This is a genomic window from Paenibacillus aurantiacus, from assembly GCF_042431225.1.
In the GTDB taxonomy this organism is placed as follows: domain Bacteria; phylum Bacillota; class Bacilli; order Paenibacillales; family Paenibacillaceae; genus Paenibacillus_Z; species Paenibacillus_Z aurantiacus.
Window position 1 is genome coordinate 158,717 of the sequence record NZ_JBHMDO010000047.1, and the last position, 14,488, is coordinate 173,204.

At 58.0% G+C, this 14,488-nt stretch carries 9 protein-coding genes; all 9 read right to left on the reverse strand.

Annotated elements, in window-relative coordinates; all coding sequences use genetic code 11:
* Positions 1 to 60: 60 nt before the first annotated feature.
* The 9 genes from iolD to ACFFSY_RS29025 all read right to left on the reverse strand — a co-directional run bounded on the left by iolD (position 61) and on the right by ACFFSY_RS29025 (position 14,069).
* Positions 61 to 1,926 (reverse strand): 3D-(3,5/4)-trihydroxycyclohexane-1,2-dione acylhydrolase (decyclizing), encoded by a 1,866-nt coding sequence (iolD, locus tag ACFFSY_RS28985; RefSeq protein WP_377500775.1) that lies wholly within the window; start codon positions 1,924 to 1,926, stop codon positions 61 to 63.
* A gap of 192 nt (positions 1,927 to 2,118) precedes the next feature.
* Entirely contained in the window at positions 2,119 to 4,350 is a 2,232-nt protein-coding gene (locus ACFFSY_RS28990; protein ID WP_377500777.1) for a glycoside hydrolase family 88/105 protein, read from the reverse strand.
* On the reverse strand, positions 4,347 to 6,110 hold the full coding sequence (locus ACFFSY_RS28995) for a hypothetical protein (RefSeq protein WP_377500778.1): 1,764 nt from the start codon (positions 6,108 to 6,110) through the stop codon (positions 4,347 to 4,349). Before ACFFSY_RS28995 ends, ACFFSY_RS28990 begins: the two co-directional genes overlap by 4 nt.
* 29 nt (positions 6,111 to 6,139) lie before the next feature.
* Positions 6,140 to 6,361, reverse strand: a complete 222-nt coding sequence (locus ACFFSY_RS29000) for a hypothetical protein (RefSeq protein ID WP_377500780.1) — start codon at positions 6,359 to 6,361, stop codon at positions 6,140 to 6,142.
* Positions 6,361 to 7,317, reverse strand: coding sequence for a sugar phosphate isomerase/epimerase family protein (locus tag ACFFSY_RS29005; RefSeq protein ID WP_377500782.1), 957 nt, complete (start codon positions 7,315 to 7,317; stop codon positions 6,361 to 6,363). The genes ACFFSY_RS29000 and ACFFSY_RS29005 overlap by 1 nt, the downstream gene beginning before the upstream one ends.
* 80 nt (positions 7,318 to 7,397) lie before the next feature.
* Complete coding sequence (locus tag ACFFSY_RS29010) at positions 7,398 to 8,273, reverse strand: carbohydrate ABC transporter permease (RefSeq protein WP_377500784.1); 876 nt, start codon at positions 8,271 to 8,273, stop codon at positions 7,398 to 7,400.
* 40 nt (positions 8,274 to 8,313) lie between these two features.
* Entirely contained in the window at positions 8,314 to 9,216 is a 903-nt protein-coding gene (locus ACFFSY_RS29015) for an ABC transporter permease (RefSeq protein WP_377500786.1), read from the reverse strand.
* A 93-nt stretch (positions 9,217 to 9,309) separates the two neighbouring features.
* Entirely contained in the window at positions 9,310 to 10,950 is a 1,641-nt protein-coding gene (locus ACFFSY_RS29020) for an extracellular solute-binding protein (protein ID WP_377500788.1), read from the reverse strand.
* Between the two features lie 884 nt (positions 10,951 to 11,834).
* Positions 11,835 to 14,069: a helix-turn-helix domain-containing protein gene (locus ACFFSY_RS29025; protein WP_377500790.1), complete on the reverse strand. Its 2,235-nt coding sequence runs from the start codon at positions 14,067 to 14,069 to the stop codon at positions 11,835 to 11,837.
* Positions 14,070 to 14,488 lie beyond the last annotated feature (419 nt).

Genomic DNA, 14,488 nt, shown 5'->3' on the forward strand with positions numbered 1-14,488 from the left:
TGCGTTCACGGTCATCAGACCGGGAAGGCGGCATTCCGCTTCTCGGCCGAACCTATCCGTTTACAGCTCTCTTGCTTGACCTACCCGCTCCGCCATCGCGCGATGGGCGGCCGCCACCTTCGGACTTTCGGACACCGCCGGCACGTCGACCCGCCACCATGACTCGTATCCGTCCGTATTCGTGCCGGGCAGCACTTTGATCTCGATTAACGTCGATACCGTCTCCTTGCGCGCCTGCTCGATCGCCTCGCGAAGCTCTTCCGAAGTGCGGGCCGTATAGGCGCTAGCGCCCAGGCTACGCGCATGAGCGGCGAAATCCATCGGCATGCTGCTGCCGCTGAGCCGTCCGGAGGCCGGGTCGCGGTAGCGAAATTCGTTGCCGAAGCCGTCGCTGCCGTGCCCGCGCTGCAGGTTGTGGATGCATTGGAAGCCGCTGTTGTCGAAGAGCAGCACCGTGATCTTGACGCCTTCCTGCAGACTTGTGACCAGCTCGGAATGGAGCATCAGATAGCTGCCGTCGCCGACGACCGCGTAGACGTCCCGATCCCGCTCCGCCAGCGCAGCGCCGAACGCGCCGCTCACCTCGTAGCCCATGCACGAGAATCCGTATTCCATGTGATACGTCTTCGGCTGGGCCGGACGCCACAGCCGGTGCAGGTCGCCCGGAAGGCTGCCCGCCGCCGCGACGATGACGTCAGAGGGCTGCAAGGCCTCGTTGATAACGCCGAGCGCCCTCATCTGAGACAGCCCAGCTTCATGCTCGCTTGCATAGAGCCGATCCACTTCGCGATTCCATTCCGCCTTGCGTTCGGCCAGCTCGCCTGCGCCGTAGCCGCTCGCATAGTTCGCCTCGGCCAGCGCTTCATGAAGCGCGCGGATCGCTTCCTTCGCATCCGCCGTAACGGCGATGCCGCTCAGCTTCGCGGAGTCGAAACCGCTGACGTTGATATTGATGAACTGCGCGTCCGGATTGCCGAACGCCGACTTCGATGCCGTCGTGAAATCCGAATACCTAGTGCCGACGCCGATAATGACGTCCGCTTCCTTCGCCAGCCGGTTCGCCGCTAACGTCCCAGTGACGCCGACGCCGCCCATGTTCAGCGGATGATCCCATGGGAGCGCGCTCTTGCCCGCTTGCGTCTCCGCCACCGGTATACCGAAGGCGGACGCGAACGCCGCCACCTCCGCGGTCGCATCGGCGTAATGGACGCCGCCGCCTGCGATCAAGAGCGGCCTGCGCTTGCCGGAGAGCAGCTCGGCTGCCCGACGGATCGCTCCCCGGGCGGGCGGACGGCGATCCAACAGATGTACGCGTTTCTCGAAGAAGACAACCGGATAATCGTACGTCTCCGCTTGCACGTCCTGCGGCAGCGCCAGCGTGACGGCGCCCGTCTCCGCCGGGTCGGTCAGCACCCGCATCGCTTGCAGGGCGGCGGTAATCAGCTGCTCCGGACGCGTAATCCGATCCCAATACCGGCTAACCGGCCGGAAGGCGTCGACCGCCGACACCGTATAATCGCTAGGCACTTCGAGCTGCTGCAGCACCGGGTCGGGCTGACGACAGGCGAAGTTGTCGCCGGGCAGGAGGAGCAGCGGAATCCGGTTCACTGTCGCCGTGCCGGCCGCCGTCACCATGTTCAGCGCGCCGGGGCCAATCGAGGACGTGCAGGCGTAGATCTGCTTCCTTCCGCTCTGCTTGGCGAAAGCCGTGGCCGCATGGGCCATACCCTGCTCGTTCTTCCCTTGAATGAACGTCAGGCTGCCTGAACTTCGCTCGAGCGCCTCGCCGATGCCCGTCACGTTGCCGTGTCCGAAAATGCCCATAACGCCTTTGACGAATTTGATTTCTTCCCCATCGACCGATACGTATTGATTGTCGAGAAACCGTAACAACGCTTGCGCCATCGACAACTTGATCGTCTTCAAACGAATCCCCCTCGCCTTCGCAATTAGATTAAGCGCTTAACCTACTATTAAAAAAGAATGCTCTTGCGAGCGAATGTATGCCACTTGGACGAGATTATTTTGTAAGCGCTCCAGCGACTAGAAACGTAGCGAAGAAGCGGCCGGAGAGTCGGTATGGCGTGTAGATCTATACCGACCGGATAATACTGGTTTTCACCACGCTTCTAGATAGCGCTTGAGCAAATGGATCTCCACGCCGGCCAGCATCATGATGCCGATACCGTGATTGTCGTTGATCACCGTGCGCAGATCGTACATGTAGTAGTCCGGGGAGAACGAATACCGGGATCCGCTGCAGACGCCGTGGACGTTGCCGGAGCGGTCGATCGCCTTACCCGTCAAACCGCGCCATGCCGCAATCGCCGCATCCGCGAATCGCGAATCGCCGGCTAGCCATCCGAAGCGTACCCCTCGCGAGAAGGCGTACGCGAACATCGCGGTGCATGATGCTTCCTCGTACGCTTCCGGCTCGTTGAGCACCTGTCTCCATAACCCCGAGCTGCTCTGCAGCTCCGCTACGCCGGCGCACATCGTCCGGAAGAAGTCCAGCAGCGCCTCGCGGTCCTCGTGGTCTTCCGGCAAATGCTCAAGCAGCTCCGTCAAGGAGAACAGCACCCATCCGTTGCCCCTGCCCCAAGGCACGCGCGTCGCCTGAGCGTATTTGAAATCGTGCACGTGCGACATGACGCACTGATCTTCCATGAACAGATATCGCCGGAACAGCAGGAATTGCCGCGCCGCTTCATCCATCGCTTCCCGCTTCCCGCTCACGATGGCATACCGCGTCAGGAACGGCGCGCTCATGTACAGATCGTCCGCCCACATCGTGTTGTCGAAGTATTCGCCTTCGCTCAGCCGGAAGAAGGCGCCGTCCTCCCGCCGCTCCAGTCGATTCAGCATGAAGTCCGCGATCGTATCGGCAATGCGGAGCACGTTATCATCCCCTTCACGCAAATGCGCTTCCAGCATCGCAGAGCCGAACGAGCCGCAATTGTCCAGCATCCGCATCATCACGAGCTGATGGTTGATGCCCGGAAACCCGTATTCGCGGCGATCCCATAACGAGTAGTCGTACATGTCCGTGCAGCTGCGAATGTGAGACTGCGCATAAGCGGACAGCTCGTCGCGCCCCAGCGCCTGCGCCGCGCGCAGCAGGCCGTACATCGTGACGCCGAGCGGATAATCCCATCGCCCGAAGTTGGTCGCCGTGCCGGTCGTCCACTTGTTGCTCAGCATCGCATTCTCGTAAAACGGACGCAGACGCGTATTCGGCGCATCCACCTCCCAATATGTCAAGCCTGCCGGACGGCCGCCGAGATCGACGGCAGGCAGCAGCTTGTTCGTCCCGCAGATGGCCGATGCCGCAAGTTCGGCACCGACCCCGATTGGTCCGGCATACAACCAGACGCCGTCGTTACCGTGCACATGCTGCGGTTGTTCGAACGCAACCCGCGTACCGTCCGCCGTCGCGGTCAATTCGAAGCCCCAGCCCTGCGGACCGCTCAACACGCGAATCAACAATTGGCCTCCGCCGATTGCGCGCGTTACGCTATGGCGGAACGTCCCCGCCTCGTTCAACTCAAGCACGAGCTCGCCATCAAGCCATACCGAAGCCGGTCCGTATACGCGTCCTTCCAGCTCGAGCGCGCGGGTGCCCGTCACGAGAAGCCGCGTCCAGCCATAACCGGCAACCGTCGTCTCCGGCCGTCCGAACAGCCGCTCCAGATTCGGCAAGCCCGCCTCCCCCTCCGTCCAGCTCGCGCGCGGCAGCCAGCTTAAGCCTGTCTCCGTTTCCGACGACCGCGCGTCCGGCCAAGCCTCCGCTCCGTAAAGGGACGTCTTCACCGGCGCGGAGTAGACCCAACCGGCGTTCCCTTCCCGTCCGGCGAACGGCGCCAGCACGTTCAAGATGCGCACCTTCGCCTCATCGGCGCCGAAGCGGCAGCCGAAGCCTGCCGGCGTCCTTCTGGCTTCGATCAGAATCCGGTTCCACCCTTTGGCGAATTGCATCGGAACGACGACTCGCGCATCCGGCTTCATCTCTTCCACGGCCGACGTTCGGAACAGCAGCTCCTCGTTCAAGTACAGCTTAATCGGGCCGATCGGCTCCAAGTTGCAGTCGATCGAACGCTCGTTGTCGCTCCAAACCAGGCCAAACACGTAGGCGTAGTCGCCATGCGCCGCTTGCGGCAAGCGCGAGGTAAGCTCCATCTCGTACAAGCCTTCCGCATTCTGCAGGATGCCCTCGCGCGAGAAGGCGCGATAGGCGAACGGAATCGGCGGGTTGGCGCCGATGTAACGGTTGGCCAGCAGCTCAAGAATGCGGAGCTCGTCGTCGCCGAAGGCATATCGCGCGCTGTCATGCGCGTCCATATAGACGGTCATTGTGCGTTCCCCCTCTTGCCATTCTGCGGCGACAGGCGTATATCGAACGTCCGGTCGTACGGCGTCAGCACGTTGACGACCAGCGTCTGGCAGTCCGCCGGTAACGAGGCCCCGCGTATCGACCTGGCTCGGTGCTCGTGCGCGCCGCCGGTCACCTCGATCCAATCTTCGCCGCTTGCGAACGTCACGACGCCGGCCTTCCAGAATTGCGTCCCCGTCTCGGCAGGCGCTCGTTCCCCGCCGCTGAATGCGCCTTCCTTCCCGAACACGAACGAAATCTGAGTCAGCAGCACGTCCGGCATATCGCATCGCACGCGCAGCTTCCAGCCATCCTTGGTCTCCGTCAGCTCGACCGCCACCATATGGTGCTGGAGGTGCGTCACCTCGCGCAGCTGATGCGGGAGCAAATACCACGGGCTGACCGCGCCGGCCGCCGATTCCGGGAGACGTTCTGCCGCGATCGGCCCGTAATAGCCTTTGGATTCCTCGCCGCTCAGCCGATAGCCGTCATCGAGTTGTTCCAGGTCGTTCATCTTGATGAAGCCAGGCTCGAACGAGCTGCTTACCTGTACGCCGAGCAGCTTCGCCGCGCCGTGCCGAAGCGCGAAGAACGAGTTCGTCTCCGTCATGACCGTCACGCTCGTGCCGCCGTCCCGCCGCCGCGCAACCGGCGCGCCGAAATCCGGATGGAGGCGGCTGTGATAGATGCGTCCGCCGTGACCGGCCGATGCCATTTGGCTCAAATAATGCTGCCGATCGAACCCTCCGTTGATGACGATCCGGTACTGGTTCGGCAGCGCGCCGGGCTCGACGCCGGTATCGCGCAGCTCCGGACGGAGCAAATACGGAAACAATCCATTGTTCGATATCGCGCCCGGATGACGGAGCGATTCGCCGCCGAGCTCCGCCAGCGCCGCGAACAATGGATCATGATCACGGTGCGCCATCAGGCTGGCAGCGGGCAAATAACCGGTCAAATCGAACGCCTGGCCGAAGTCCTGCCGGCCGGAATAATCGGTGACGACTTCCCCGTCCGGGTGGACCAGATAGGCCATCATCCGCAAGTTGCGGCGAACCGGCTCCAGCAGCTCCGGCCGGCCGAGCAGCTCGGCGGCATGAAGCAGCATGATGTCGCTCACGCCGTTGTAGATGCCGTTGCTTCGCTCGGTCCATTCGCCGTCTTCGGTAATATCGATCCCTTCCGCCAGCCACGCGCCGGCACGGGCGATCAGCGCTTCTTCCCCTGTCAGCCTATGCAGGAAAGCAAGCGCCGCGGCCAGCACCCATCGGTGATTCGGCGTATGACAGCCGCCGGTGAGCAGCGCGGGCGACGAACGCTCTAGGAACAGCCGAATGTTCGCACGCGCTTCCGCAAGCGCCGCCCAGTCGTCCTCCGCCAGCAGCTCGTGCAGCTGGGCAAGCCCCACGACGGCGAAGGCGGTATCCGGCGGCGAATGCATATTCGTCCAGCCTGGCGAGATGGTGCCATCCCCGTGCTGGAGACGAACGATGAAGGCGGATGCCAGCGTAAGGCGCTCCATCACCTGCTCGTCGCGATAATAGCGGGAGTCTTCGTTTACGAGCGCGCATCCCCAGACCGCCATGACCGTAAGCGTACCGGTATGGGTCGGCCATGCCACCCCGTTATCCGGATCGGCCACGCCGCCGTAGAAGCGGCTTCCGATATCCATGATTTGATGATCGATTCCCGGCGCGACCCAGTCGTCATTGACGGCGACCAGCTTCTCGTAAATTGTCATTCGTCATCATCCTTCCAGCTTCTTGCCCTCTAAAGCACGCCGAATCGTGTCCAGCTCTGCTTCGATCCGTGCCGGTATTTCCTCGAACAGCGTCGCCCACGGGACGAACAGTTCATCGCGTCCCGCGGCCGAAATGATGGCGACCGCTCGCCGATACGAAGGACGGAGACGCCGATCCGTACCGGATAGAACGGCTCCGCACGATCGAAATAGAGCAGCGGCGAGTAAGCGGCCAAACGTTTCAAGTCCATTAACGCAAAGCCTCTCGCGCTTCCAACTTCGCGAGCAGCAGCTCGTGGCTTTGCTCAATCTCCTCCGGCGTACAAGCCGCCTTCAGCTCATACACCTTCACGGGCGCCGCCGCGATGATCGGCAGGAAACGATCAAAGTAGTCGTTGTCGCCGCTGTGCACATAAGGGCACCAGTGATCCGACAGCCCGACCGTCTCGTGGATATGAATGCCGACCACGTAATCTTGGATCGCCGCCATATCCCGCGCGTTATCATACAGCCCCATCCGCTCCATCATCATGCCATGGCCAAAGTCGTACCATAGCCCGACCCTCGCCCCCTGCAGCCGGTCGAACACCGCGCGCGCCTCGCGCAGCGTCGGCATCTGGTAGCAGCGCGAACGCGTCTCGATGCCGATGGCGACCTTCCAGCCTTTCGCGTCGATACGGTCGCACACTTCCTCCAGACTATCGCCGATCCTGCTCAAGTAGCGGTCCGCCAGCGCTTCCCGGCGCTCGATCATTTCGCCCCAAAGCTGGGCGTACGCAGCCGACGACGGTCCTTCCTCGTTATAAATCTTCTTCAACGCCTGATCGATGTTATAGTCGAACGGGACCTCGCCCGGGTGAACGACGACCGCCTTCGCCCCGTATCGGTAGGCGTATTCCGCCGATCGAATCAGCAGCTCGATCGCACGACGGCGCTTCTCCTCGTCTTCGAAGCCGAGCAGTACGGAATCGGTGCCGTAGTCGGGGTCCGCCACGTGCGGGAACGTGTTATGCACGCTTGACACCGCGATGTCACCCCGTTCGATGATCGGCTCGATCGTCGCCAGCAGCTCCGGCGTCACGTTATAGTTCAGCTCGACGCGGCGGAAGCCGAGCGCCTTGATTTCATCGATCATGCCGCTTCCGGTCGGATGCCGCTTAATATTCCAGCATGTCGAGAACGAATACTCTCCCTTGTCCTTCCCCATTGCAACCTCCTGCAGCTGCCCGCGAACCTGCCTCTATTTGCTTCAGTCAGACAGGTTGCAGACTTAATGCCTGACTTCGATTAACCCTTGACCGCTCCGAGCATGACGCCGCTGACGAAATACCGCTGCAGCCATGGATAGACGAGCAGGATCGGCACCGTTGCGAAAATAACGCTGGCGGCCTTCAAGGCTTCCGGCTGAAGCATGGACTGGCCCGTTGCCCCTTCCAATGCGATCAGTTGGCTAACCATGTTGTTCTGCACGAGCTGGTACAGCTTTAACTGAAGCGGATACATCTCGGGACTTGTAATATACATGAGCGTATCTTGGAAGCCGTTCCAGCGGCCGACGGCGTAGAATAGGCTCAGCGTGGCGATAACCGGCATCGATAGCGGCACAATGATGCTGACCAGCATGCGGAAATGCGAGCTGCCGTCGATCTCCGCCGATTCCTCGAGAGAATCCGGAATATTCTGAAAAAACGTGATAAGAATGATCAAGTAGAACGGGCTGATCAACCCTGGCAGCACGAGCGCCCAGACCGTATCGAGCAGATGCAGATTGCGAACAAGCATGTATTCCGGAATGATGCCGCCGCTGAAGAACATCGTAATGACGATCAAGAACATGACCGCCTTGCGGCCTTTCAATTTGGTCTTCGCCAGCGGATAAGCCGCGGCAATGGTCATCAGCATGCAGAGCGCCGTGAACAAGAGCGTCAGCATAACCGTAAATCCTAACGACCGGATCATCGACATATCGGTGAAAACCTGATTATACGCTTTCCAGTTGAACTCTACCGGCAGGAGGCTGACCTCCCCGGACATAATCGCTCTCGCGGAGCTGAACGAAATGGCCAATATGTGAAGAAATGGAGCCAGACATAGCAGCACGAAGATGATAGTTGCAATCGTATTGACGACGTCGAACGTTCGGCTGGCCTGTTGATCTCTCATGTCTTATCGCTCCTTTCTCATTGTCGTCGTCATCCATTGCTTACATGATGCTCTGGTCAGCCAGCTTCTTGGACGTATAGTTGGCGCCGAGCACGAAGATCAACCCGACCACGGCTTGGAATAAGCCTACGACCGTTGCAAGCGTATATTGGCCAGACTCGATGCCGATCCGGTACACGAACGTACTGAGCACATCGGAATAGTCGCGGACGGCTGTGTTGCCGATAATGTAAGGACGTTCGAATCCGATTGCGATCATATGACCGAGATTGATGATGAGCAGTGTCACGATCGTCGGCTTCAGCGACGGCAGCGTGATGCTCCGGATTTTGCGCAGACGGCTTGCGCCGTCAACATCGGCTGCTTCGAATAACTCCTTGTTGATGCCAGTCAGTGCCGCCAAGTAGATGATCGTGCCCCAGCCGGCGCTTTGCCACACGCCAACGGCCAAATAGGTGATCAGCCAGTCGTTCTTATCCGTCAGGAACGGAATGGCTTCGAAGCCGAGCGAGGTTACGATGTTGTTAATCATGCCGGATTGCGTGCCGAACACTTGATAGACGATCCCGCCGATAATAACCCACGAGATGAAATGCGGGATATACAAAATGGTTTGCGATAGCTTCTTGAACCAGACGATCTTCAGCTCATACAGCATAATCGCCAAGAAGAGGGGCGCCGGGAAGGAGACGAGCAGGTCCAGGAAATTAAGCATCAGCGTGTTGCGCAGCGTCTTGAAGAAGTCCGCCATCGCGAACACTTCCCGGAATGCATCGAACCCGATCCAGTCGCTGCCGTTAATGCCTTGGAAGAAGTTGAAGTCTTTGAAAGCAATCAGAATGCCGTACATCGGCCCGTATTTGAAAATAATAAAGTAACTGACCGGTAAAATAAGCAGCGCGTACAATTGCCAGTATCTTCGCAAGTACACAGCCAAGTTCATTGCCATTCCCCCCTATCCGCTTGACGGTCGTGCCCGGGGACGAAGGCGCTTGCGTGCCTTCATCCCCTAGCATCTTGTTGTCTTCCGTTTCCCTTACTTTTTCATCTCTTCATAGGCCTTCGTACGTTCATCGAGGATCGCTTGGCCGCCGGATGCCATGTAGTCCTTCAGCATGGATTCATACGTGCCGTCGAATTGATCCGGCTTGGCCATCGTCGTCTTGACGATAATTTCATTCAGCTTGTCGCGCAGCGCCGTGCCGTATTTGGCCTGTGCTTCAATCGGGCGGTCGAACAGCACCGGCTTGATCGTATCGGATCTCGAGATCGTGAGCGCTTTGCGCGTTTCATCGCGGTATTGCTCCGGCATGCCCAGCACGTAAGCTTCAACGTTTTTGTCCGTATCGCCTAGCTGCTTGCCGTTCGAGATGATCGCCATATCGCCCCAGTTGTAGATGCGGTTCTTCACTTCGTCGGTCGCGTCGGCTTTCGCCATCGGAATGCCGTTCTCCAGCGTGTAATTCTCGCCTTCCACGCCGTTCTGCATGCGGAACAGGTTATCGCCGGAAGCCATCCAGTCCAGATATTTGACAGCTGCTTCCGCGTTCTTGCTGCTCTTCGGAATCATGAGGAACAGACCGATCGGCGCATACTCCGGCTTCGGATGCTTGCCTTCCGAGTCCGTGTACACATCGACCGAAGACAGCTTCGCATCCGGGAAGTTTTTCTGAAGCGTCGCATACATTAAGTCCGCGTAGAACGGGTTCATGTCGTCTTCGCTGAAGAAACCGACCAAGCCTTTGGTCACATCTTCGTTCAGCTTCTTCTTGTCCTCATCAAGGCTAAAGTCCGCGCTCATCATCCCTTCGTTATAGAGCTTGTTCATGAATTGCAGACCGTCCTTAAAGCCTGGCAGCAGGATCGGATAATCGTTGGATCCCAGCTGTTGCGTCAGCGTATAACGCTGCTCCTCCGTCACCGGCTGGATGAAGGACCACAGCAGCGGCTCGAATTGTGCCGGCGCCAGCGCCATGCCGAGCGGGATGACTTTGCCGCCGGTTTGGCCGGGATCTTTTTCTTTGAACGCTTTCAGCGTGGTGTACAGTTCGTCGGTGTTCTGTGGCACCGGGAGCCCCAGTTTATCGAGCCAGTCTTGGCGAATAAACGAGGCGTACTTACCCAAGTGCGCGCGTTTCGCCGGCAGCGCGAATTGCTTGCCATCATATTGACCATATGCGAGCGTGTCGTCGCCGAGGAACTTCTTCAAGTTCGCGCCGGACTTGTCGATCAGCTCGCCGAGATCGGTCAAGCCGCCTTGCTGCGCGTATCGATAGAAGGTGCCCGAGTCGTAGGTGAACACGATATCCGGCACGTCGCTGCCGCTCGCCATCAGGACGTTCAGCTTCTGTACCTCTTCCGAACGCGGGACCGGCACGAATTCCACCTTGATGTTGTTCGGCGTACCGAAGTTATCCTGCACGTATTTCGTTAAGTAGTTGTTCGTGATCGTCGAGCCGGCCGGGGAGTTGCCCCGGTCGAACACTTCGACCTTCAAGGTGACTTGTTCGCCGGAAGCTTTGTTGCCGCCCGCGGCTGCGTTCTCGTTCGCATTCGGGCTAGCGTTCGTGCCTCCGTTATTGCCGTTGCCGCTGCATGCGCTGAGCAGCATGGTACATCCGAGCGTGACCGCTAGTATTCTGCTGGCTTTCCTTGTTCCGCTTGCCGCTTTTACCATGGTTCTAACCCCTCTTTCGTCATGTACGCTTCCTCCCGTCCACCGGGTGTGCAGCCAATCCGATGTCTCGTTATTGAACGCGCTTTCAACCGCGGCTTGCGGCCCGTGTTCGGGAGGTGGCCTCAGTATGGCACGGTTTGCGGCGCGATGACAATAAACCGGTTTCGGCATCGCAAACCGATTCGCCAAACCCGCGTCGTTACTGGCTTTTGGCGATCTGTATAGATCATTTTCCCGGTGTAAACCGTTTTCGTTTGGGACTGAAATCCGGGGGGATAAACTGAATGTCGTAACCTTTACCTTACCAAGGATTGGAGAATCCCTCCCCCTTCCCCCTCCGCTGAGGGGAACCAAAGGACTGAGCTTATGCTTCCGAAGTCGTTTTCCATCCGGAAAACGTTTACCTCTGGACACCCCTCTTCGTGCAGCCACGATTGTTCGCGGTCGGCGGGTCGGCTAGAGCTGGGCACGCTTTTGTCTTCGCGGACAAAGCTTCAGTGGGTTTTGAAGTTAGTCCGAAGACATAAGCGTGTCAACTATAGGCCATGGGTGGCTTCATCGGACGTTTTTCCTTAACGCGACAGCATCTTTCCTAAGGAGGAGATCCATGGGCTCCCGCCCTCTGGACAAAGGCTTTAGTTCGAGCTTCGTTCGGTACGTTTGCCTTGGATGGTAACCTCTACTTTCGAAGCTTGGTGTCAATTGTCTGCTGATCCTCGCTTCCGTCCACTTACGTGTACACGCTTTACTTAAAAGATATCCGTGAACAACATCACGCCGGCGAATGCTGCATTCGAACGCGAACCAATCACCTTATATCGCCATAACTTACGGTCTCCCTCGAAATTAAAAAATGCGGCTTCACAGCCGCATTTTGACCACCTCTACGTTTGCGGGGAGGGGCGCATTTTGAGTCTTCGAAATTCGCCTGGCGTGACGCCGGTTGTTCGTTTGAACACGCGGCCGAATGTGATCGAATTGGCATACCCGACTTGCAGGGCGATGTTTTGCACCGTTTCGTCCGTCTCCGCGAGCAAATGCTCGGCATGCTGCATCCGCAGCTGCACGAGGAAATCAACGAATTTCATGTCGTATTCCAGCTTGAACAAGTGGCTGGCATATTTCCCCGAGATTTGGAAGCGGTCGCTCAAATGCTTCAGCGACAGATCCGGATCGGCGAAGTTGGCTTGAATATACGCTCGCATCTCGGTCATCATCGACTTGTAGCTTTTGGTCTCGCTCATTGCCGCATAGACGTCATAGAGCTCGATCAAATATTCAAGCAGCAGCTCCTTCATCTCGGCAAGTGCAGACGCGTCCGTAAGCTTCGCGTTCAGCGCCGATGCTCGGTCGCCTTCCAGCCATTCGTTCAACGCGTCCGACAAATCTTTCAGCTCTCGGCTTAGCGTCTGTATGAACAGCTGCACGAGCGAATGGATATCCTCGTCCTTGAGCGTGTCTCTCTCCAACTGGCGGAATAACTCGTCGAACGTCTCGCGCCAGCTATCGTTGGTCAGCCGGAACTGCTGCACGCACTCCGTGCAATGCTGCATATGATGGAACATTCCGCGCGGGTTGCCTTGCGGAATATCGCCGCTGTACGTGATTGCGTCTTGTCCGATGGCGAATTGATATTCCATCCCGGATAGCGCGTCGCGGTACGATTGTCCGATTCGGCCCCAGTCGTCCACGATGGTCCCGATGCCCAGCGACAGGGCGAGGCGCAGATGCTCGTCTACCCATTGCCTGGCAACGCTCGCCGTCTTGCGAAGCTGCTCCACCATATCCGGACTTGCGTCCGTGACGGCGAAGATGAACGCGATCCGGTCAGGCGCCGCCCATTCGCCCCATCCTTGCAAGCCTTCGCCTAGCGCCAGCTCCTGAATGACGTTGCCAAGCGCGAATTTCAATACGTTTTGCTCGTTATGCGTGTTCTCCGCCTGAAAATGGTCATGCCGGTTCACTCTAGCGACCATGACGGCATAGCGTCCGGTAGGCGGAAGCAAGTTCAGCTTACGCATGCGTTGGATGGTCTGCTCGCTGCGCTGGCCGCTGATGAGCTCGTTAAACAGCTGTCTGCGTTGGAGCATCGCGCTTTCGCGCTGTTCCTTCTCGTAATCCTGCGACTGCACGATCAAATTCTCGAGCGCACGGTCGATGATCGTCAGATCGTCCATGCCGACCGCGTTCCCATCGCTGCCGCGCAGCTGAAACGATTGAATCCGGCTCATCATGAGCTGGATCGGTTTGTAGTTCCGCCTCGTGACCCAGATAATATAGATGATAGCCACGACAAAGGTGAGCACCGCCATAATGACCCATACATAGGACACGACGGATACCCATCCGAGCAACCGCCCTGCCTGCAGCCCGCTTTCGAACGTCCAACCAAGGGAGCTCGACGTAAGGGTCGTCAGCACGCTGCCGCCGCCGACATCGTCCGGGCTGTTGACCGCGGGATAGATACGCTGATGCGCGGCATCCGTGATATGGATGAACGATACTTGCCGATTCGTCATGCTGCCGATAATTCGCTCGATAGCGTACAGATCGATGTTGATGACCAGAATGCCATCTTTCCCGAACGGAAGCGGCGTCTGCTTGTACATGGAAATCACTCGAACCGGCTCTAACCGGTCGAATTCCCGATATTCCCGACTTGCCGACCAGCCCTGATAAGCGCGATTCTCTTTCGCTTGCGCGACGAACGACCGGTCGCCAAAATCCGCAAGCTCGGTCTGCGCGTTGGCCGTCAGCACCGTGTCATCGGACTCCCTATAGAGGTAGATCGATTCGATCAGGTCGCTATCCTCAACCAGCGCGCGTAAGCTATGGACGACGCTGTATTTGTATTGGGTCTCCGGGGAACCGTTCAGATAGGCCGCATAGTTTAAATTTTTGGATGCCTCGTTCAGCACGTTGAATTCGACCTCATGGAGAGATGTCTCGATGCTGTCGACTACATAGCCGGTCGTAATGTTGTCGGCCTTGGCCGTCTCGGACCGCGATATTTCGTTCACCGCGATGAAGGATAGGAAAATGATCATCGAAACGGTAAGCACTAGAATCGGAAAATACGAAACGAGCAATCGTAAATACCAGTTGTTAAGCTTGAACATGTACGACCTCCCGGCAGAAAGCAACTCGAATTGTAAGCGTTACCACAAGTCGTTATTCGTAAAGGTTAAGCGGTTAACTTTGTCATTATTGTAGCATGGCTCTATCGGAATCGGAACCGTCTTTGGAAAGAGAATCGTGGGGATATCGGGCTCTATCGATATTCAAGTTGTATACAGAAATGCAGTTTGCGAAGCTTCCTAATAGGTAGATCTAGTGCGTAGTTTTTGCGGATTGCGCTTACTTATCCACAGGGTTCCATCCTAGCATCTGTTTACCTAGACTATGTTATTGCTTTTTTATAATCTATTTGATTGTTTATTACATGATTACTATTGTTAAGCGTCGTCCGAATCCGCTCGAGTCAAGGCATACGCTTGCTATATGTCCTTACTAACGGAACGAAAAGTACGTATAAAGG

Excerpts from the sequence above, each read along its gene's own strand:
- ACFFSY_RS28990 (WP_377500777.1), bottom strand. The coding sequence starts at position 4,350 with ATGACCGTCTATATGGACGCGCATGACAGCGCGCGATATGCCTTCGGC.
- ACFFSY_RS28995 (WP_377500778.1), bottom strand. The coding sequence starts at position 6,110 with ATGACAATTTACGAGAAGCTGGTCGCCGTCAATGACGACTGGGTCGCG.
- ACFFSY_RS29000 (WP_377500780.1), bottom strand. The coding sequence starts at position 6,361 with ATGGACTTGAAACGTTTGGCCGCTTACTCGCCGCTGCTCTATTTCGAT.
- ACFFSY_RS29005 (WP_377500782.1), bottom strand. The coding sequence starts at position 7,317 with ATGGGGAAGGACAAGGGAGAGTATTCGTTCTCGACATGCTGGAATATT.
- ACFFSY_RS29010 (WP_377500784.1), bottom strand. The coding sequence starts at position 8,273 with ATGAGAGATCAACAGGCCAGCCGAACGTTCGACGTCGTCAATACGATT.
- ACFFSY_RS29015 (WP_377500786.1), bottom strand. The coding sequence starts at position 9,216 with ATGAACTTGGCTGTGTACTTGCGAAGATACTGGCAATTGTACGCGCTG.
- ACFFSY_RS29020 (WP_377500788.1), bottom strand. The coding sequence starts at position 10,950 with ATGGTAAAAGCGGCAAGCGGAACAAGGAAAGCCAGCAGAATACTAGCG.
- ACFFSY_RS29025 (WP_377500790.1), bottom strand. The coding sequence starts at position 14,069 with ATGTTCAAGCTTAACAACTGGTATTTACGATTGCTCGTTTCGTATTTT.